The sequence below is a fragment of the Chroococcidiopsis sp. CCALA 051 genome, assembly GCF_003015105.1.
Lineage (GTDB): Bacteria > Cyanobacteriota > Cyanobacteriia > Cyanobacteriales > Chroococcidiopsidaceae > Chroococcidiopsis > Chroococcidiopsis thermalis.
The window spans coordinates 1-19,546 of sequence record NZ_PYCI01000124.1 but is presented as its reverse complement, the minus strand read 5'-3'; the positions used below and the strand labels follow the sequence as shown (position 1 = coordinate 19,546).

Annotated in this window: 18 protein-coding genes and 1 pseudogene; 7 read left to right on the top strand and 12 right to left on the bottom strand. The window is 44.9% G+C overall.

What is annotated here, in order from left to right; genetic code table 11:
* The first annotated feature begins 15 nt into the window (after nucleotides 1-15).
* The 6 genes from C7Y66_RS23815 (at nucleotide 16) to C7Y66_RS23790 (ending at nucleotide 7,388) form a co-directional block, all read left to right on the top strand.
* Complete coding sequence (locus C7Y66_RS23815) at nucleotides 16-276, top strand: FmdB family zinc ribbon protein (protein WP_015153666.1); 261 nt, start codon at nucleotides 16-18, stop codon at nucleotides 274-276.
* Nucleotides 277-489: 213 nt separating this feature from the next.
* On the top strand, nucleotides 490-1,158 hold the full coding sequence (locus C7Y66_RS23810) for a cytochrome b/b6 domain-containing protein (RefSeq protein WP_106547498.1): 669 nt from the start codon (nucleotides 490-492) through the stop codon (nucleotides 1,156-1,158).
* Nucleotides 1,159-1,301: 143 nt separating this feature from the next.
* The gene (locus tag C7Y66_RS23805; protein ID WP_106547497.1) at nucleotides 1,302-1,934 is read left to right on the top strand and encodes a TenA family transcriptional regulator; all 633 of its coding nucleotides are present in this window, start codon (nucleotides 1,302-1,304) and stop codon (nucleotides 1,932-1,934) included.
* Nucleotides 1,935-2,168: 234 nt separating this feature from the next.
* Nucleotides 2,169-5,021: a PAS domain S-box protein gene (locus tag C7Y66_RS23800; protein WP_106547496.1), complete on the top strand. Its 2,853-nt coding sequence runs from the start codon at nucleotides 2,169-2,171 to the stop codon at nucleotides 5,019-5,021.
* The gene (locus tag C7Y66_RS23795) at nucleotides 5,018-5,491 is read left to right on the top strand and encodes a response regulator (RefSeq protein ID WP_015153663.1); all 474 of its coding nucleotides are present in this window, start codon (nucleotides 5,018-5,020) and stop codon (nucleotides 5,489-5,491) included. Before C7Y66_RS23800 ends, C7Y66_RS23795 begins: the two co-directional genes overlap by 4 nt.
* The gene (locus C7Y66_RS23790; protein WP_106547495.1) at nucleotides 5,481-7,388 is read left to right on the top strand and encodes a response regulator; all 1,908 of its coding nucleotides are present in this window, start codon (nucleotides 5,481-5,483) and stop codon (nucleotides 7,386-7,388) included. Before C7Y66_RS23795 ends, C7Y66_RS23790 begins: the two co-directional genes overlap by 11 nt.
* Before the next feature lie 60 nt (nucleotides 7,389-7,448).
* Here C7Y66_RS23790 and C7Y66_RS23785 read toward each other — a convergent pair whose 3' ends face one another.
* The 6 genes from C7Y66_RS23785 to C7Y66_RS23760 form a co-directional block, all read right to left on the bottom strand.
* Nucleotides 7,449-8,222, bottom strand: a complete 774-nt coding sequence (locus tag C7Y66_RS23785) for an ABC transporter permease (protein ID WP_106547494.1) — start codon at nucleotides 8,220-8,222, stop codon at nucleotides 7,449-7,451.
* A complete protein-coding gene (locus C7Y66_RS23780; protein ID WP_106547493.1) occupies nucleotides 8,215-9,144 on the bottom strand; it encodes an ABC transporter ATP-binding protein in 930 nt (309 codons plus the stop codon). The genes C7Y66_RS23785 and C7Y66_RS23780 overlap by 8 nt, the downstream gene beginning before the upstream one ends.
* Before the next feature lie 128 nt (nucleotides 9,145-9,272).
* Nucleotides 9,273-10,301, bottom strand: coding sequence for an NAD-dependent epimerase/dehydratase family protein (locus tag C7Y66_RS23775; RefSeq protein WP_106547492.1), 1,029 nt, complete (start codon nucleotides 10,299-10,301; stop codon nucleotides 9,273-9,275).
* A gap of 59 nt (nucleotides 10,302-10,360) precedes the next feature.
* Nucleotides 10,361-10,963, bottom strand: a complete 603-nt coding sequence (locus tag C7Y66_RS23770; RefSeq protein ID WP_106547491.1) for an ATP-dependent Clp protease proteolytic subunit — start codon at nucleotides 10,961-10,963, stop codon at nucleotides 10,361-10,363.
* Between the two features lie 107 nt (nucleotides 10,964-11,070).
* Nucleotides 11,071-11,691 (bottom strand): SRPBCC domain-containing protein, encoded by a 621-nt coding sequence (locus C7Y66_RS23765; protein WP_106547490.1) that lies wholly within the window; start codon nucleotides 11,689-11,691, stop codon nucleotides 11,071-11,073.
* Complete coding sequence (locus C7Y66_RS23760; protein WP_039715967.1) at nucleotides 11,676-12,011, bottom strand: helix-turn-helix transcriptional regulator; 336 nt, start codon at nucleotides 12,009-12,011, stop codon at nucleotides 11,676-11,678. The genes C7Y66_RS23765 and C7Y66_RS23760 overlap by 16 nt, the downstream gene beginning before the upstream one ends.
* A 644-nt stretch (nucleotides 12,012-12,655) precedes the next feature.
* Between C7Y66_RS23760 and C7Y66_RS23755 the strand changes: the two genes are divergently transcribed.
* A complete protein-coding gene (locus tag C7Y66_RS23755; RefSeq protein WP_106547489.1) occupies nucleotides 12,656-13,900 on the top strand; it encodes a sulfite oxidase in 1,245 nt (414 codons plus the stop codon).
* Nucleotides 13,901-13,948: 48 nt separating this feature from the next.
* Here C7Y66_RS23755 and C7Y66_RS23750 read toward each other — a convergent pair whose 3' ends face one another.
* The 6 genes and pseudogenes from C7Y66_RS23750 to C7Y66_RS23725 all read right to left on the bottom strand — a co-directional run.
* Entirely contained in the window at nucleotides 13,949-15,130 is a 1,182-nt protein-coding gene (locus tag C7Y66_RS23750) for a substrate-binding domain-containing protein (protein WP_106547488.1), read from the bottom strand.
* Nucleotides 15,131-15,237: 107 nt separating this feature from the next.
* A complete protein-coding gene (locus tag C7Y66_RS23745) occupies nucleotides 15,238-15,744 on the bottom strand; it encodes a hypothetical protein (protein ID WP_106547487.1) in 507 nt (168 codons plus the stop codon).
* Between the two features lie 194 nt (nucleotides 15,745-15,938).
* Nucleotides 15,939-17,096, bottom strand: coding sequence for a PstS family phosphate ABC transporter substrate-binding protein (locus C7Y66_RS23740; RefSeq protein ID WP_106547486.1), 1,158 nt, complete (start codon nucleotides 17,094-17,096; stop codon nucleotides 15,939-15,941).
* A gap of 67 nt (nucleotides 17,097-17,163) precedes the next feature.
* Nucleotides 17,164-18,942, bottom strand: coding sequence for an Nramp family divalent metal transporter (locus C7Y66_RS23735; RefSeq protein ID WP_106547485.1), 1,779 nt, complete (start codon nucleotides 18,940-18,942; stop codon nucleotides 17,164-17,166).
* 66 nt (nucleotides 18,943-19,008) lie between these two features.
* Nucleotides 19,009-19,191 (bottom strand): hypothetical protein, encoded by a 183-nt coding sequence (locus C7Y66_RS23730; protein ID WP_106547484.1) that lies wholly within the window; start codon nucleotides 19,189-19,191, stop codon nucleotides 19,009-19,011.
* Nucleotides 19,175-19,546 (bottom strand): annotated as a pseudogene (locus tag C7Y66_RS23725) (magnesium chelatase ATPase subunit D); the annotation flags it as partial. The pseudogene C7Y66_RS23725 and the gene C7Y66_RS23730, both read right to left, overlap by 17 nt.

Here is a 19,546-nt window from a genome sequence, read left to right as displayed (position 1 = left end):
CCCTAGCCCCTAGTTATGCCTTTATACGAATTTCGTTGCGATGATTGTGGTGTATTCGATGAATGGCGATCGCTGGCAGAATGTAACAATCCTGCTCATTGCCCAACTTGTGAAGAACCTGCCAAAAAAGTGTTTGCACCACCGATGTTGTTGTCTGGTTCGATGCGACTGAAACAGGAAAATCCAGAGCCAAAATTAGTCAAACGCGATCGCGAACCCGAACAACCCCACCTGAGAAGTCATACTGGCAGTCGCCCTTGGATGATTAACCATTAAAACTGGCAAAACAACTAGATTGAACATTTAGATTGAACATTTTGGAAATATGCTACAAGTATGCGATCTATTTACCCGAGTAGATGGAGCGGACTGCGTAGAATCTTTCCATCATTAGAGCTATACTGCCTAGCCTCTAGGCAACAGCTCTAATTCTGCTATAGTTCAAGAAACTCCCGATGAGAACGAACCTAGAATAGAACAAACATAGATATGCCGCAGTCTAGCCCATACCAACCCGCTCTATTGCGAATATTGCATGGTATTGCTGCATTACTAGTCCTTTTAGCCTTAATTTCAGGTTTTTTGGTTTACAACACCTATGACAAACGTTGGGGTAGTCTTGCATTACCCACACTAGGAGATATTCAAGGTATTCATGGCACGATTGCTTTGACATTTCTATTATTTTTACCACTGTTTGTCCTATACAGCTTTCATCTTGGCTATCGTCGTCTATTACAAGAGCAGTCTTTTAGTCAATTGAAACAGTTTGGTAAACCCGTTTGGTGGATATCATTACACCGCTTGGCAAATACATTAATGTTGCTTGCAGTAACGTTTGCTGTGGTAACTGGTCGAATGATGAAAGAAGAATGGCTTCCTGCTGGAGAAATTCATCATCAATGGTATCTAGCTCATCTAGTGGCGTGGATCTGCGTGTTTGCTAGTCTCGCATTACATCTACTGATTGGAATTAAAGTCGGCGGAGTTCCATTACTAGTATCGATGTTTGATTGGAAAATACGTGATGAGGATACTCCACGTTTTTGGCTTCAAGGAATTAAAATTAAACACTCTAGTTTAATTTTAAAAGTTATTGAAAGTGTTGCGATCGGGGGCATCATGATGGCATTTATTCTGCCAGTTTTTAACCCCTAAGTGTAGATGTCTAACAATCCTGTTGCAAGTCACTACACGCTCGATCGCCGAGATTTTTCGATTCTCCGTCCAAGCCACTGCAATTGTGTTGAATTATTGCCTTAACTTCTATCTCGCCATATAAAATTCAATAAAAATGCTATATGAGCTTAACTTGTCAACAATTACTACAAAAGCATCCTCAAGCGTGGCAAGAAGCTACGATCCATCCTTTCCTGCAAGAATGCCAACAGGGAACAATTCAGCCGCAACAGTTTAATACTTGGTTGGTACAAGACTATTTATTTGTGGTGGATTTTACCCGTTTTCTCGCGAGAATTTTGGCGATCGCACCCCCGCAGCATTTCGATATTCTTTTGGCTGGATTGAGCGCTCTTAAAGACGAACTCAACTGGTTTCAAGCCAAAGCCGCAGAACGTCAACTGCAACTCAATACTGATAAACAGCCTACTTGCATTGAGTATTGCGACTATATGCAAAGCTTGTCTGCAACAACCTATGCTGTACAAGCTACGGCACTTTGGGCGATCGAACTAGCCTACAATCAAGGCTGGCAATTACCTGGAGCCATGCCCCCACCCTACACCGAATTTGCGAACCGCTGGGGCAATCCTGATTTTACGACTTACGTAGGCTACCTAGAACGGCAAGCAGATGCAGCTTTAAGTAACGCCTCAGAGGAGGTGCAGCAACAAGCTACAGCAGCTTTTTTGAATGTTGCTAAATTGGAAAAAGATTTCTGGCAAATGGCGTACACAGTGACCAGTGACCAGTGACCAGTTTATTCTGACTTACGACTTAGCAATTACCAACTACCAACTACCGATGACTAATTGACATTTCATCTTTTTTATGCAGTGTAGCATTTTTAACCACCTTCAAAAAGAAATCATCAGTCTTAGGCTAGATGTTTCATTGGCGATCGCGCAAACGTGATGAATTTAATATTTAATAGAGTATAAATAGCTCTGCCAATTAGAACGCCAAAAAATTTAGTCTAAGCGTAAGCTATGGACAACGCTCCCATTCTCGATGCTACTACGATTTTGGTTGTAGACGACGATAAACTCATGCGGCAGCACATGCGCCGAGTGATGGAACAGGCTGGATATCAGGTCGTAGAGGCGCAGAATGGCGAACAGGCAATAGCGGCTTACACTCAGTTTCGTCCCAGTCTCGTATTGCTAGATGCCGTTATGCCCGTGATGGATGGGTTCGCCTGCTGTCGGCACTTGCGTAGTTTTCCCAATGGCGATAGCGTGCCAATATTAATCGTTACCAGGCTAGATGATGCAGAATCGCTCCAACTCGCTTTTGATGCAGGTGCAACTGATTTTATTACCAAACCAATTAACGACATAGTTTTACGGCAGCGAGTACGGCATTTATTACAAGCTAGTCGGACGATGGCAGAATTACGCGCCTCTACGGACGCAGCCCAAGCATCGCGCCAACAAGTTACCAATATTTTAGAAAGTATCAGCGATGGCTTTTTTGCCTTAGATAATGAGTGGCGATTTACCTACATCAATCAACACGCCCAAGTATTTCTACAAAAAACGAGAGCGGAGTTAATTGGTAAAAATATTTGGGATGAGTTTCCCGAAGCAGTGGGTTCTACTTTTGACCAGGAGTATCGCCAAGCAAGAGCGCAACAAATTGCAGTTGCTTTTGAAGAGTTCTATCCTCCGCTCAATACTTGGTTTGCCGTTCATGCCTATCCATCTCAAGATGGTATATCAGTATATTTTCAAAATATTAACGATCGCAAACGTTTAGAAGCGATCGCCCGCACGCGAGAACGAGAACTGGCTGATTTTCTAGAAAATGCCAGCGTCGGCATACACTGGGTAGGAGCAGATGGAATTATTGTCTGGGCAAACCAAGCTGAATTAAATTTGCTCGGTTACACTCGCGAAGAGTACATCGGACAACACATTGCCAAATTTCACGCCGATCGAGAAGTTATCGACGATATTCTGCAACGCCTTAACGCTGGCGAGACACTGTGCGACTACGAGGCGCGGTTGTTATGCAAAGATGGTTCTATCCGAGATGTATCGATCGGCTCCAACGTTTTTTGGAAAGACAAGCAATTTATCCACACGCGCTGCTTTACACGCGATATCACCGATCGTAAACGGATGGAAAACCAACTGCAACAAACTATGCAGTTGCAACAAGCAGTTCTTAACAGCGCTAACTATACGATAATTTCTACCACTACTGACGGGACAATCCTCACCTTTAATGCTGCTGCCGAGAAATTATTGGGCTATTCCGCCTCAGAAATTGTTGGTAAAACTACACCCGTAATCATTCACGATCGCGAAGAAGTCGTCAGTCGGGCGCGAGAATTGACTCAAGAACTGGGAGTGACAATCGAACCAGGGTTTGAGGTATTTGTTGCCAAAGCAAGACGGGGAGAACCAACCGAGCAAGAATGGACTTACATTCGTAAAGATGGCAGCCGCTTCCCCGTTTTACTGTCAATTAGCGCCATGTACGATGCTAACGGTAAGATTACCGGATTTTTGGGTATTGGCAGCGACATCACCGAACGCAAACGAGCCGAAGCAGAACTACAACGCCAAAATTTGCGATCGCAATTATTTGCCGAAATTACCCTGAAAATTCGTCAATCGCTCCAACTGGAATCGATCCTCCAAACTACCGTCAACGAAATTCAAAAATTCCTGCGAGCAGATCGGGTGATTATTTTTCGCCTATGGTTGGATGGTTCTGGAAATGTCGTGCGGGAAGCCGTAGTCAACGGCTATCCAGCGATTTTAGGACAACATATCTACGATCCTTGTTTTGGGGAGGAATACATTCAGAAATACCGACAAGGACGCATCAGCGCTATTCATGATGTCGAGCTAGCAGAAATACACGCTTGCCACAAAGAACTTCTGCAACAATATGGAGTCCGAGCTAATCTCGTCGTGCCGATTTTCCTCAAGCGAGAACTCTGGGGTTTGCTGATTGCCCATCAATGTAGTAGTCCCCGCGTTTGGAGCAGTTTTGAAACCGAATTATTGCGCCAATTAAGCGATCAAATCGGTATTGCTCTCGCCCAAGCCCAAATGCTAGCCGAAGAAACCCGCTACGCGCAAGAACTCGCCCGTTCTAACGCGGAACTGCAACAATTTGCCTCCGTTGCTTCCCACGACTTGCAGGAGCCACTCCGAAAAATTCAAGCCTTTGGCAACCGCTTAAAAGCCAGTTGCGGGGATGCTCTCAACGAGCAAGGACTCGATTCCTTGGAGCGAATGCAGAATGCAGCCGGACGGATGCAAACTCTGATTGACGATCTCTTAATGCTGTCCCGCGTCACGACTAAAGCGCAACCTTTTGTAACTGTCGATCTCAATCGAGTCGTAAAAGAAGTATTATCCGATCTAGAGGTGAGGATACAGCAGACTGGGGGTAAGGTGGAAGTTAGTTCCCTTCCTAAAATTGATGCTGACCCAGTACAGATGCAGCAGTTATTACAAAATCTTTTGAGTAATGCACTGAAGTTTCACAAACAAGATACGCCTCCAGTGGTTAAGCTTTTCAGCCAACTATTTGATTCCCAACACCAACCAGTTACAGATGGGGCGATCGCCACATCATGTCAAATTATGGTAGAGGATAATGGTATTGGTTTTGAGCAAAAGTATCTCGATCGGATCTTCAATGTCTTTCAACGCCTGCACAGTCGCAGTCAGTACGAGGGTACAGGAATCGGACTAGCGATTTGCCGTAAAATCGTCGAACGACATCAGGGCAATATTACAGCTCAAAGTAGTCCAGGGCAAGGAGCTAAATTTAGTGTTACCCTGCCAATTAAACAACTCGTAGGAGATAACTCGGAGTGAAAGGGCGACGCACCACTGTCACAATTCTCATGGCTGACGATGACGAAGACGATTGCATGTTAGCAAGAGAAGCGCTGGCAGAAAGTCGCTTGGCTAACGATCTCTATCTCGTGCGCGATGGCGAGGAATTAATGGATTACCTACATCAGCGCGGTCAATATACTGACCTGAAGCTTGCCCCTCGTCCAGGCTTGATTTTACTCGATCTCAACATGCCCAAGAAAGACGGACGCGAGGCACTACGGGAAATTAAGGCAGACCCGCAGTTAAAACATATACCAGTAGTGGTATTGACAACTTCCAAAGCCGAGGAAGATATTTATCGTAGTTATGAATTAGGCGCTAACTCTTATATCACTAAACCAGTCACCTTTGCTTCCTTAGTAGAGGTCATGAGGACTATTGGTAAATACTGGTTTGAAATTGTAGAACTACCACTGCAATCGGTGGGAAACGGACATGGACACTGAGCGAGTCAAAGTACTTTTAGTTGATGACGACGAGGACGATTATGTCTTGACGCGAGACTGGTTGGCAGCAGCTCAAGGCACGACATTCGATTTAGACTGGGTAAGTTCTTATGATGAGGCAATAGCGACGATCGCCCAGTGTCAACACGATATTTACTTGCTCGACTACCGCTTGGGCGATCGCAATGGTTTAGAATTGCTTCAAGCTGCCGTAGCTGAAGGTTGTGCCGCACCCATAATTTTACTCACGGGCAAAGGCGATCGCGAAATCGATATCGAGGCGATGAAAGCAGGAGCAGCCGACTATCTAGAAAAAACTCAGTTGAGCGCCCCTTTACTAGAACGTTCTATTCGCTACGCCCTCGAACGCCAGCACACTCAGCAACAAATCCGCGCCCAAGCCGAATTACTCGATGTCGCTACCGATGCCATTATCGTTAGATCGCTGGATGACAAAGTTTTATATTGGAACAAGGGAGCAGAACGTCTCTACGGTTGGCAAGCACAAGAGGCGATCGGGCAAAATCCTAACTTATTAATCTACAACGAGAGTCTCGTCGATCAACTACTAGAGATTCACACAGCCTTAAAGCAAACAGACACTTGGCAAGGCGAACTACATCAAGTCACTAAAAACGAGAAACCAATTGTTGTCTACAGTCGTTGGACCTTAGTACGCGATCGCCAAGCTCAGCCTAAGTCAATTCTTGTCGTTAATACTGATATTACCGAGAAAAAACTCTTAGAAGCTCAATTTTTACGCGCTCAGCGTTTGGAAAGTATCGGCACTCTTGCCAGCGGCATTGCTCACGATTTGAATAATGTCCTAGCACCAATTCTGATGACAGCTCAGCTACTGGAATCTCAAATGCACGACGAGCGCAGTCAGCGACTTTTGCCAATTGTCGTTACCAACGCCAAACGGGGTGCGGCTTTAGTCAAGCAGGTACTCTCTTTTGCACGAGGTTTAGAGGGAACGTATACAAACTTACAAATTAAGCATTTAATCTCAGAAATTCGCCAAATTGCCAAACAAACCTTTCCAAAATCGATCGAGGTTCAGACTAACATTGCCTCTAATTTGTGGTCTGTCTCTGGGGATGCCACTCAACTGCATCAAGTCCTAATGAATCTCTGCGTCAACGCTCGCGATGCCATGCCTAATGGTGGAACGTTGACAATTTCTGCCGAAAACTTTACAGCAGACGAACACTACGCCAGGATGAACTTGGAGGCAAAAGCTGGCTCCTACATCGTCGTTACCGTCAGAGATACAGGTCAGGGAATGTCGCTGGAAACCCAGGAAAGAATTTTTGAGCCATTTTTCACGACCAAAGAACTCGGCAAAGGCACGGGACTGGGACTATCCACTGTCATGGGTATTGTTAAAGGTCACAATGGATTTATTCAAGTTTGGAGCGAACTCGGTAGAGGTACGGAATTTCAAGTCTATCTACCAGCAGTGGCAGTTGTAGAATATTATCGGCAGACAGAACAAGACACGCCCTATGGGAACGGTGAGTTGATTTTGGTTGTGGATGATGAAGCTGGCGTGCGCGAGGCAACAAAAACTTCTCTAGAGACTTTTAATTATAAAGTTGTCACTGCTAGTGACGGAATTGAGGCGATCGCTACCTACGCAGAACACCGCGATCGGATAGATTTAATCTTAATTGATATGTTAATGCCTGCAATGGACGGTATTACCACAATTCGTACTATACAAAAACTCAATCCCCAAACTAAAATTATTGCTACTAGTGGTTTAGCCGCTCAAGACAAATTTCATGGAATGACAGACATAGAAGTACAAGCCTTTTTAGCAAAACCCTACACAGCCCAAGAATTATTGCAAACGATGAAGCAAGTTCTGTGTTCGCAACCAGTTGGTTGTTAGTTGTTGATGAGTGACTAGTGACTAGTGACTAGTGACTAGTGACTAGTCACTAGTCACTGATTAATATCCGCCTAAAATTCCGCGTTTCTTTGCTTGGCGTTCTGCTAGTCGGAATAGTCCTAACCCTAGAGCAAAATATACGGCTCCATTGATGAATGCGATCGCTATGTGAGTTAAATTTAAATTCTCTCCGCGTGCCATCAAAGCTCGTAATATTCCTGCACTGGGAGTAATTGGTAATAGACTTGCTAAGACTCGGGCAAATCCCGTCGATGCTTCTATGGGAGTAGCTAGGAGAAATAATAAACCAAATTGAAATATGACTTGTAATTGGCTTACCTGCTTAAATAATAAAGCTAAAGCTCCAATTATAAAAGCAATCCCATTCGCTCCCATCAATACAGTTATGAGAGGTAAAATCAAAACTGGAGGAAAATCGAGACGGCTGCCAGTTAAGAGCATTATAGTTAATAAAATGCTCAAAACAAAAGCTAATTGCAACGTTATCGCTGCTAGCGATCGAATTAAAAATACTTTGACTGCCCCGAATTGAGAGAGAAAAAGTTGTTCGAGCGTGCCAGTTTGAGCTTCGTACTGAATTCTATTAGCAACGTTGCCCATAACAAATAAAACTAAGCTCCAAAGCACGTAGCCAATAACTATTGAATCGAGGCGATCGCCTAATTGGAAACTCGCCCCAGCAACATAGCGAGCGCTCAAAAACAATCCATAAAAAATTGAAACAGTAACTATAATAATACCAAAAACTTCGATTGGATAGCGACGTTGTAAAATCCAAGTTCGTTTCAATTCTGCAAAAAATAACTCAATCATTAATATTATTACCTTGTTTCACAATCTGTAAAAATATTTCTGTTAAATTAGCTTGTTCTTTTGCCACAGATTGAATTGGTAAAGGCTGGAGAATAGCAAGAACTTTATAGAGTAATTCCGGGCGATCGATGTAAATAAATCTTCTGGATTCAATCTCTAAACCAATTGTTTCTAATTCTATTATTCTTGTTTCATCTAAAGCGGTTTCCATTTCTATCTTGTAAGCTGTACCAGAAAATTGTTGAATCAATTTTTGTGTGGGTGCTTCTGCCAAAATCTCGCCTTTTTGAATAATGGCAATTCGGTCTGATAAAATTTCTGCTATTTGTAATTGGTGTGTTGTCAGCAAGATAGCACAACCAGTAGCAGCAATTTCGCGAACGAGAATTTTTACATCCTCAGTTGCTTCTACATCTAATCCTAAAGTTGGTTCATCTAATAATAAAAGTTTGGGACGATGAACTAAAGCTACAGCAAATGCTAATTTCTGTTGCATTCCCCGTGAAAGTTGCTCTACAGGAGTATATCGCTTGGCTAACAAGTCAAATCTTTCTAAAAGATCTCTTCCGGCAAGACGTGCTTCTCGTCGATTCAGTCCTTTTAATACGCCAAAATATTCTAAATTTTCCTCTGGAGTCAATCGCCAGTAAAGGTTGCGATTTCCTTCTAAAACTGCACCCAGGTTTTGTAACGCTGAAGCATTGCGATGAGGATCTTTACCTACAATTCTCACTGAACCAGAATCAGGCTGAATTAAACCCGCCATCATTTTGATACTAGTTGTTTTACCTGCACCATTGGGACCAAGAAAAGCTAAGATCTCTCCTGGGTAGATGGTTAAGGAAACATCCTTCACTGCTGGTACATTTTGTTTATTGCGGCGGAAAGTTTTTTTGAGATTATACGCTTCTAAAGCTTTCATGAAAAAGTGGTAATGGGTAATGGGTAGTTGGTAGTTGGTAGAGGCTAGTTTTCATATCATTACCCTCACCCCTAATCTCATCCTCTATTGAGTGTGTAAGGTGGGCAATGTCCACCTTACAATTGATATTAAATACTTTTCAAAATTCGATCTTCAGTAGCGTAGTCGAGTAATTCTTTTCCAGTCCACGGAGAAATTTCTGTTGGTGGATGCGATCGCTGCCAGTCAATTGTTGTTTTTAGCGCCTTTTCTAGCGTGACGACTTCGCTATAACCGAGTTCCTGCCGAATGCGGGTGGTATCTACCAGCCAGTGCTGAGCCGTGTTGTATGGTAGGTTCCAGTCTGTCGGTAAAGATTCTGTGGCAACAGTCACAATTTTGCCTTGCCAGCCTGCGACTCGTCCAACTCTGCTCAGTCTTTCTGCCTCAGTTAAAACTTCTGCATCTGCAACATGATAAATACGTCCCTTAGCACGTTCGTTTGTAGCTGCCAAAGCGATCGCGTCAGCAACATTCTCTACATACCCGTAGGAACCGCGCCATTGAGCTATGCTTTCTGGCAAGACGATCGCCGGACGGTCTTCATCCATTCGCTTTAAGTAGGGGAATAGACGGTTGAGAGGATCTTGCGTCCCGTAAACCATTGGCAACCGTACAATTGTACCAGTTAAATCGGGATAATTCATCACTACCCGTTCGACCAAAATCTTTTCATAATCTGCGGGAGCGTTCAGCGGTCTTTCAGCCATTTCCCGAAATAAATGTAGCTGCTGGCGCAAGGCTGAATTTTCAGTTAGGGGAACTGGCTCAACTGGAGTCGATTCAATTTGCAGAAATACTGCATAAGCGCGATAGACATCCATACTGCTAATAGCAACAACGCGCTCTGCGATACCCTGAAATATATTCATCAGCGCGATCGCATCTGCCTCGGTATAGGGAAACATATCGACGACAACTTGAGGCGAAAGACGCTCGAATTCGGTTTTCATCTGGGTAAGGTCGGAGCGATCGCCTAATATATGTTGTATTCCTTCGGGTAAGTCTGCTGCTGTTTTTCCTCGATGGAAAACGGTAACTTCGTGTCCCATTGCATACAATTGCCTAACTACAGCAGGACCAATAAAATTCGTTCCCCCGATAACTAAAATTTTCATATTTGCTCCTTGATGGGAAAGTCAAAAGTTAAAAGTTAAAAAGCAAAACCAATTATCAATTACACAGTCAACTTTTGAATAATATTGTCAATCAATCCATACTCTTTTGCTGCTTCAGCGTTGAGATAAAATTCTCGCTCTGTATCGAATTTGATTTGTTCTATTGACCGAGCAGTATTAATAGAAAGTATGCTATTAACCGTTGCTCTTAAATGTGCAATTTCTCTAGCTGTAACTTCGATGTCGCTTACTTTCCCTTGAGTGCTAGCTAATGGCTGTGCGATCGCAATTCGGGCATTTGGTAAAGCCGATCTTTTTCCTTTTGTGCCGGAAGAAAGTAATAATGCAGCCATTCCCTTTGCAGTTCCAACGCAGACGGTACAAATATCCGCCTGAATTTGAGTCATTGTATCGTAAATAGTCAATGCAGCCGTAACTGAACCACCTGAACTATTGATATATAGAAAAATATCTCGTCCTGAATCTTCCGTATCGAGAAATAGCATCTGCGCTACAATTGAATTAGCTATTTCTTCTGTAATGTCACCTCTTAAAAAGATTACTCTTGTAGCTAGTAAGCGAGAGTAAATATTGAAATAACTCTCTCCATAAGCTGAAAACTGAGAAAAAAAAGGAATGTTTGACTGTTTGGAAAAACTCATCTTTATAGCCTCCTAATTCAAACTTAAATCTTGCGTCAAAGCATATAGTTAAAACTATATATTTGTAACTATTTGAGCGAGAATGAGAGTCAAAAAGTAGAAGTGAGTTACTCGTTATCATCAAAAAAGCTTGCTAAAACATTTGGTAGTCGATCGAGCTTGTCATTCCAACCACCATTCAACCAAGAATGGAGAATAACACTTTCTAAAATTTGAGCTGCACCAATATGCGTAGGTGAACATGGAGAACTTGAAGCGATCGCCTCTACAGCTTGAGGCACTGCATTGAAATCCCTCAACCCCCTTGAAAAGGGAGCATCTGTCCCCCCCTTGTTAATGGGATCTAGGGGAGTTCGAGATCTCTGGTTACAAATGCGTACCTCCTGTAACTGAGGTGTTACGTAATTTAACTCGCGGTGTTCTAGCTGAAGTTGCGTCCCGCCATCAACAGGTGTCAGCGTCCACATCACAATCGAAGGCTGACTCATATAACTGTCCTGCCAAGTGTAAGCAAGTCGTTTTGGTGCGTCAATTTCTAAAACTTCGCAGCAGATAACACCATCTAAACCTGGTAGGGAATGAGTGCGAAATTGAAATTTATGACCGATTTGCAGTTCAAAATCATTGTCCATCAACCATGCGGCAAGCGATCGCCTCTCGGTGAGTCCCCGCCAGACTTGCTGCGGTGAGTAAGGATAGAAAACTTTGGTCTTTAATCCTCTGAGCATGGGTTGTTCTCCAAATATGCACCGAGAGCGGCTAATTTCTCTTGCCAGAACTGTTCGTAATGCGACACCCACTCCGACACCTGTTTTAAAGGTGCGGGATTCAATTGATAGAGGCGCTGCCTTCCTTCCCGCCGTTGGGTAACTAAGCCTACTTCACACAACACCTGCAAATGCTGAGAAATGGCTGGTAGAGACATGGCAAAAGGTTCAGCCAATTGTTTTACTGGTTGTTCGCCGTCACGCAACCGATCCAACAACGCTCGTCGCGTTGGATCGGCGATCGCCTGAAAAATATCTCCCCCCGCTGCGGGTCTACTCATACAATATTTAAGCATTCACTTAAGTATAAGATACATAAGCTTTTGCTTAAATGTCAAGGTTACGGATACGCAAAATTCCGCGTCTTGACTTTGTAGGTCTTTGTTCAAGTTTTACAGCTAAGACATAAATACAATGCTTATTTGAGTCATAAAATATCTAATTAAAAAACGCTTTTATTACGATTCATATTTAGTCGATGACCAATAACTAATCGGCGATCGATGATAGTCTTAACACCAATACTAATTCTCTTTATTTTTGTCCAAAATTTGCTCTCCACTGGTTCCCTTTTTTACAAGGAGAGTTAGGGGATCTGCTGTCGCATATCTTTGTGACATATAGTCTGTGACATATAATTACAAAAAACTGGTATAAGTCCGTCTCAGTTTGGAATTACTATAGCCTTTTTCAATTCGATGAAATACAAGATATGTAGGGGCGCACAGCTGTGCGCCCTACGAATGTATCGCATCATAACGAGAATCGCTATACATTAAAACTAATTTGTTATCTAGCGAAATAGCTATATTTAAATTCCCAGTGTTTTTTAGAAGTTTCATTTGCCATCTTAACTGTTTGTTTACTTGAAAATTTGCCAATTAGCTTTATATTGTTCTTGTTTACTCGACTGGAGATATGAGGCATGAAGGAAGACGATCTGCTAGTCGAAAAAGTTTACCAGCAAGCTAGAGCCGATGAATTTATCTGGCAGAAAGCGAAAACTTTAGGTATGTCGCGCAAGAAATTCCTGCAATTTATGACTGTCGGTGCGGGAATAGCAATTGGTAGCGGTTTACCACGCTTACGCTTAGAAGAACCCGCTCTGGCTGCTGGGGAGGTAGTTAAACCAGTCCCTCCAGAACTTTTTTACGATTACAAAGGCATTCAACAAGAAATGCGTTGGGAAGCCATGTACGACCGAGGCTATCTCGTTCCCAACGAGCTATTCTACGTCCGCAACCATACAGCTACCCCCAAGATAGACCAGAAGACTTGGCGCTTGCGGGTTGAAGGATCTGGGGTATCTCGTCCGAGAGAGTTTACTTACGACGAACTCCTTTCTCTGCCCTCAGTCTCGGTGATTCGAGCGCTAGAGTGCGCTGGTAACGGTCGCAACTTTTTTGAATCCGTCCAGGGAAAAAAAGCCGACGGAGCGCCGTGGAAACTGGGCGCGATCGGTGTAGCAGAATGGACGGGCGTACCTTTGCGGGAAGTTCTGCAACTCGCAGGAGTCAAACGCACCGCAAAAGACGTAATGCCAGAAGGGTTAGACGAAAAGAAAGTTCGTCGTCCGATGTCCCTGGCGAAGGCATTAGAGGAAGATACATTGCTCGTCTATGCGATGAACGGACAAACTCTACCAGCAGACCACGGTTTCCCCATCCGTGCCTTCGTTCCAGGCTGGCTGGGTGCGGCTAGTATCAAATGGGTAGGGCGGATTGAAGTTTCAGAAAAACCTCTGTTTTCCACATGGAACACGGAAAGTTATGTCTTAATCGGCTCCGACTATCAACCCAATCCCCCTGCTAAAGGCACGATTATCACGGCGCAAAATATCAAAAGTGCTTTCGAGCTGGCTTGGGATGCCAAAATGCCCGCAGGAGAACATTTATTGCGAGGGCGTTCTTGGTCTGCTGGCAGTAAAATTGCTAAAGTTGAGGTCAGCCTTGATGGTGGCAAAACCTGGCAAGCGGCACGACTCCGAGAGCCTAACCTTGATGGAGCTTGGGTGAGATGGGATGTAGATTGGAATGCTCGTCCTGGCAAATATCAGCTTCAGGCAAAGGCTACAGATACTAAAGGCAATACCCAACCAGCCTCAGTGCCTTTCAATGCTAAAGGCTATTTGTACAATGCGGTTGTCAGCCATCCCGTGACTGTGAGTTGAGGAGAGAATATTTGCAAGTCGCCATGCGACTTGCAAATACATTTCAATTCAATGAATCGCTGCAAATCCAGCTTTTTCAACAATTTGCTGTCCTTCGTGGGAGAGTAACAAGTTGGTGTAAGCAACTCCTGCTTGTTCGTCGGGAGTGCGATCGCGACGGATGACGATAAATAGACGGCGAGTAATGGGATAAGAACCATCGCGCAAGGCAGCAACATTAACGAGATTGCCTGCAACAGGGGAGACGTAATCTTTAGAACTACCTCTAGCTACGCCCAACAGATGAATCGATCGCTGTCCGACAGCAATAGAAGCCGAACTGTAAGAGATTGCCCCAGGGGTAGCAGCAACTCTTCGCATGGCTGTGGTGTAGTCGCGCACGATCTTGACATTACGACCCAAATTGTTGACGCGATCGCTCAGCAATAATTTGAGCGAAGCGTGAACCTTGGGGTCTTGAGAAATGGGCGCGATCGCTCGATTGGGTCCCCCTAGCTGTTTCCAGTTAGTCACTTTGCCCAAGAAAATATCTTGAAGTTGTTTCACCGACAGTCCAGGTAAGGGAACGTTGCGGTGGGTAAAAAATACAATGCCGTCAATTGCCACTGGCACTTGTTGCAGAGTAAAGTTACGTTCTTTAGCTTTGCGATACTCTGCATCTGACACGGAGCGACCATTTTGAGCAAAACTGAGTTCGCCATCAAGCAACATACCGATCCCGGTACTACAACCCGGCGGAACGTTAACAGGTGGTTCGGTATAGCGTAGATGGAAATTTGGACGCACTTTGGCAATACTAGAGTGCATTCCGTGGGCAGTCATAGCAGCAAAACAGGTTGCGCCGCCATAATTAAACACACCTGTAGGAACGTTAGGAACATCTTGCATCGACGCATAGGTTTGAATATCCGCTGTATTGGATGCTATTGCTGGAGGCTGTTTTTCTAGCGGTTGCTGTGTGGGCGTAACAACTGCACTCGGTTTATCTTTCAAAGTAGCAGTTGTATGACTTCTGTAGAACCAGTACATCCCACCCGTTCCCAACAATAACGCAATCAGCGGTATGACCGACCAGGGAAAAGCAGACGAGTTTTTAGTTTGAGAATTTTTGGCAGATTCGGGAAAACTGCGGTTAAGAGTGGAGTGGCAACGCTGACAGCGATCGGCGTTACTAGGATTATCATCGTAACCACAGACACGGCAAATGATTTTAGTTTGATGAACTTTCATAAAAAAGTGGTGCGTGGTTCACAAGTCACAAGTTACTGACAACCTTGTAGAGACGTTACATGTAACGTCTCTACACTGATAACTGATAACTGATAACTGACTGACATCTAGTGGCGAATTCTTTCTCGTTCTCCCGATTCTAAACCGTTGGTGCTGCGTCGTTTGCGACCGAGTACGCTTAAGGAAATTAAGCGGTAAAGCAAAATTGTCCCTAAACCCCAAATGCCGTTGAGAATTAAGGCTGTAGCAATACCGTTGGGTTGCCAGCCACCACCGACAGGTTCGCCTCTTAGGGGCATGACAATAAACCAGTTAACAAGACTAGGTGCGATCGCGCCAAATAGCAGTGTTGTCCCCCAAATTCCCAACCCTTGTCGAAAAAAGGAAACGAATAAGACTAATACAATCCCCCAAACACCACCCCAAAAAGCAAGCGACCAGACGCGAGGAATGCCGAACGGTTGTGTTGATTTGATCGCATAAGCTGTTAACTTAGCAGGTGCAAAACCAATACTATGTAACAACAATAGTGCTAATTGATGAAATAGTAAAACTGATAAAAATCCAGCCACAAAAGCGAGAATCAAACGAGGTAAAGGATGATTTTGCGACATAATGTAAAGCACCTAATTTTATTTGTGTAAATTTTATAGGGAGCAGTTATCAGTGACCAGTGACCAGTGACCTGTTACCAGTGACCTGTTACCAGTAATTTCTCCTCAGCTCTCTTTGCCCCACACGCCACACGCCACACCCTATTTACTACTAGCCACCAGCCACAAGCCACTAGTCACTCACTCCTCACTCCTCACCGAATCGGTACATAACCCGCTCGATCGACGAGTTTTTGACCTTCTGTGGATAGCAGCAGGTTAGCGTAAGCTCTTCCAGCCACTTCATCTAAACTGCCATCCTCGCGATAAACTACAAAGATCCGGCGAATCAGTGGATAGGAACCGTCAAGCAGGGCTTGCTGGTTCACCGTACCATCGGGAGCGGCTGCTGGAACGTAGTTACGCGATCGCCCCTTTGCCAAACTGAGTGGCTCAACTGTCTGTTGACCGACTACTAAAGCCTGAGCGCCGTAGCCGATGCCTCCCGGCATTGCAGCAACTTTGCGAATTGCACTAGTAGTATCGCGGACAATTTGTACATTTTTACCAAACCGCCGTTGGGAACTCGGCATTCCTTGCAACAGAAAACTCGTAGACGCTTTCGCATCGGGGTCTTGACTGACGGGAACAATTGGTAGATTCGATCCTCCCAGTTGTCGCCAATTCGTAATTTTGCCACTGTAAATCTCTTGGATTTGACCCAAGGATATACCAGATAACTTCACCCCAGGATGGCTGTAGAAGGCAATACCTCCTAGCGCTACGGGAACTTGTTTGAGGGTGTAACCGCGCGATCGCACTATATTGTATTCCGATTGCTGAATGGGTCGAAAGGATTCGGAGAAACTAATTTCTCCATTAGCCGTCATTTCAATGCCTTTGCCAGAGTCGGGCGGGACGTTGAGCGGATCGGTATAAAGCAGGCGAAATTTTGGATGGGCGCGGGTAATTTCACTTTGTATATTCTTGGCACGTAAGGCAGCTGAAGCCATAGCGCCGCCATAGAGGAAAACTCCTTCAGGAACATCAGGGACATCCCGCAAGGAGTTATAGAGCTGCCATTCTCTCGGGAAATCAGCTTGAGATGTTAGTGGTTGGGATGAGGGAGGCGTTGGCGGTTGACTGTTCCGCCAGAGAACAAATAACCCTAGTGTGACTAATAGCAGTCCTGCTAAAGGTATGACTGACCAAGGAATGCTATTACGCCTCGATGGAGAATCGCGATCGCCCCCATCAGCAGATTGACTACGGAGGCGAGAGCTACAATTCAAACAGTGGTTAGCTGTAAAAGGGTTATCGTCGTAACCGCATTGAGGACAGACAATCCGACGATTAGAACTGATTTGATTCATGAGGTTTCCCAATTTGTGAGGGATCGATCTTAATAGAGTAGACAACTACTTAGTTAAGAACGATACATTATCCTCCTTGGGTAAACTGTCCGATAATACTCGGTAAGGCTTGGCAGAAGAAAAAACCGAAAAACACGACTGAGAGTAAAACAATCGCCTCTCGCCATAGCGGCGATCGCAATTCGGCAGGGAGAAATTTGCGATTGACATAGAGAGCGTGCAAACCTAGAAAGACAAAATTTAAGCCAGCAATGTTCGCACTCAGGAGAATTAAGAAAAAGGGCTTGATCCCTGATAAGAGAATAAAAACTCCCCACAGAGTAAACAAAGAGAGGATGCTGTAGTAAACAAAACGAATATCTCCCCCTCGCCAAGCGCGAATGTGGCTGCTGCCCGACCACACCATATCTGTCACCATCCGCGCAAAAACATCAGTGATGCCAAGTTGGGTACTGTAGAGAATCCAAAAGCCTACCAACAGAGTAATAAACCACATAATGCTAGTGGTATCTTCCCGCGATAGGTATTGAGCTTGATAGACCGCGATCGCAAATTGGTTGTCAAAGTGAGTTCCAGGCGGAATAAACTGCAAAGTCAACAAGGCTGGCAGTCCCATTCCTAAGAAACATCCCAGCACCCACACACCATATTGGTCGGTAATGGCATACTTCCACCATTCACGCCAACGCTTCTTGTTTTCGGTGGTTAAGGGAAAGACTTTACCCGTGGGAGTCAGAGACATACGGCGACCGCCAATCAGTGCCGGAATGTATCCCACTACGCCTCCCATGCCCAATCCCTTATCGCGAAACCAGTTACTCAGCGTTCCATTTAAGACTCCTCCCGCACCAGCAAAAGCCGCAAAGCCTCCCACTTTCAGCCAATCAACATTAGGCGGAATCGTACCGAAGCGGAGAAAACCCATTGCCGCTCGACCCCACGTCTCGGGTGCAGTAAAACCCAGGGCAATGACAATTAAGAACAGGAGGATTGCCCCAACAAAAAACCATTGCACAACTTCCATCGTCCGCTCAATTTTGGCTCCAAAAGCAACGATCGCCACTGTAGATAGGAACCAGAATAAACCAAATGCTTTAATCGTTTCTGCGTGTTCCGGTCCAGGAATATCGCCGACAAACATCGCAGTCAGAGCCGTAGCCGCCGAAGAAGCCCACCCAGGCCATCCTAGTTGCAAAAACGCCAGGACAGAATAAAAAATTGCCCAGAAGCGGGGTCCTGGTTTAGTCCGCATAAAACCTGTATAAATTGGTTCGCCCGTATACAGGGTGTAGCGGATAAACTCCATGTTCATGAGGACTTGGAGAATAATCGAAGTCGTGGCAATCCACAACATAAAACCACCGTACTGAGCCGTCACCGCTGGACCCAGCAGCCATTCGCCGCTACCAATCGAAGTCCCCAAGAGAATTGCTCCAGGTCCAATCAGAGCGATCGCATTATTAAAACTAAATGGCGGCGGTGCGGGGAGATCGGCAACTTCCCAGGGTGGAAGTTCGCCCGCCGAGATTTTAGAACGAGTGGCGATTGCCTCAGTTCCTCTTTCAGTTGCGGTTGGAGCGATCGCTCTATAGATAACCCCTGAGGTATCCACTACATTTGGCTCCGCCTCCTCCGAAGAGCGCCATCCTAAAATTCGCAATCCCAGATAAACTAAATAGCCGACAACGATCCCGGCAGCCAACCAGCCATACAAACCCAACCAGAAAGTGGCATCAGCCAGAATTTGTATTCCGTTGCGAACGAGCGTAATGATAAAACCCAGTACCAAGACTGCCGTAGCTACATATATGGCATACTTGGTAGCTGGGTCGCGTACTTTATCCATAAGCAGCCACAAATAGCTACACAATCCTCTTAATATATCTGGATTGCTAGCAGATAGAAGTTAAATCTAGTTAAAAGTGAGTGGAGAGAATTCGGAATTCGGAATTCGGAATTGGTGATTTGGTAATGGGTAATTGGTAGTTGGTAAAATTCTTCTTCCTTGTCCCCCTTCGCCCCCTAATCCCCACTCCCTTCGGTCGTGGGGTCCCCGAGTTCCCCCTTGTCCCGACTCCCTAACCCCTAATCGCATTAATTGCACTTTTAGCAACACCAGCGATCGCGGAGTCAGTAGCTTTTGGTAGGTGGTAGTATTTTCCTCCCGCAGTTTGAGCTAGTTCTTTAGCAAAACCTGTAGAGATAAATTTATTTTCAGTGTCGATGACTAACAGTTGTATTCCCAATCCGCGAATTCTAGCGGCGATTTCCAGCAGTTCTTTCTTGATATCGGGCTTTTCTCCCTCTGGTAAAGGTTCGCCTAGCGATCGCGCCAAAGGTATATTTCCTCGACCGTCGGTAATTGCCACAACGACCACTTGCCCGATATCTCCTGCCATTTGAGCATTAATGCCTACCCGTACCGCTTGTGTTAAACCATGCGCTAGGGG

What these genes read in the sequence shown, in the direction of transcription:
- C7Y66_RS23775 (WP_106547492.1), bottom strand. Translation starts at nt 10,301, where the DNA reads ATGAAAATTTTAGTTATCGGGGGAACGAATTTTATTGGTCCTGCTGTA.
- C7Y66_RS23745 (WP_106547487.1), bottom strand. Translation starts at nt 15,744, where the DNA reads ATGTCGCAAAATCATCCTTTACCTCGTTTGATTCTCGCTTTTGTGGCT.
- C7Y66_RS23770 (WP_106547491.1), bottom strand. Translation starts at nt 10,963, where the DNA reads ATGAGTTTTTCCAAACAGTCAAACATTCCTTTTTTTTCTCAGTTTTCA.
- C7Y66_RS23760 (WP_039715967.1), bottom strand. Translation starts at nt 12,011, where the DNA reads ATGAGTAGACCCGCAGCGGGGGGAGATATTTTTCAGGCGATCGCCGAT.
- C7Y66_RS23755 (WP_106547489.1), top strand. Translation starts at nt 12,656, where the DNA reads ATGAAGGAAGACGATCTGCTAGTCGAAAAAGTTTACCAGCAAGCTAGA.
- C7Y66_RS23765 (WP_106547490.1), bottom strand. Translation starts at nt 11,691, where the DNA reads ATGCTCAGAGGATTAAAGACCAAAGTTTTCTATCCTTACTCACCGCAG.
- C7Y66_RS23800 (WP_106547496.1), top strand. Translation starts at nt 2,169, where the DNA reads ATGGACAACGCTCCCATTCTCGATGCTACTACGATTTTGGTTGTAGAC.
- C7Y66_RS23750 (WP_106547488.1), bottom strand. Translation starts at nt 15,130, where the DNA reads ATGAAAGTTCATCAAACTAAAATCATTTGCCGTGTCTGTGGTTACGAT.
- C7Y66_RS23805 (WP_106547497.1), top strand. Translation starts at nt 1,302, where the DNA reads ATGAGCTTAACTTGTCAACAATTACTACAAAAGCATCCTCAAGCGTGG.
- C7Y66_RS23785 (WP_106547494.1), bottom strand. Translation starts at nt 8,222, where the DNA reads ATGATTGAGTTATTTTTTGCAGAATTGAAACGAACTTGGATTTTACAA.
- C7Y66_RS23810 (WP_106547498.1), top strand. Translation starts at nt 490, where the DNA reads ATGCCGCAGTCTAGCCCATACCAACCCGCTCTATTGCGAATATTGCAT.
- C7Y66_RS23730 (WP_106547484.1), bottom strand. Translation starts at nt 19,191, where the DNA reads ATGCGATTAGGGGTTAGGGAGTCGGGACAAGGGGGAACTCGGGGACCC.
- C7Y66_RS23790 (WP_106547495.1), top strand. Translation starts at nt 5,481, where the DNA reads ATGGACACTGAGCGAGTCAAAGTACTTTTAGTTGATGACGACGAGGAC.
- C7Y66_RS23735 (WP_106547485.1), bottom strand. Translation starts at nt 18,942, where the DNA reads ATGGATAAAGTACGCGACCCAGCTACCAAGTATGCCATATATGTAGCT.
- C7Y66_RS23740 (WP_106547486.1), bottom strand. Translation starts at nt 17,096, where the DNA reads ATGAATCAAATCAGTTCTAATCGTCGGATTGTCTGTCCTCAATGCGGT.
- C7Y66_RS23815 (WP_015153666.1), top strand. Translation starts at nt 16, where the DNA reads ATGCCTTTATACGAATTTCGTTGCGATGATTGTGGTGTATTCGATGAA.
- C7Y66_RS23780 (WP_106547493.1), bottom strand. Translation starts at nt 9,144, where the DNA reads ATGAAAGCTTTAGAAGCGTATAATCTCAAAAAAACTTTCCGCCGCAAT.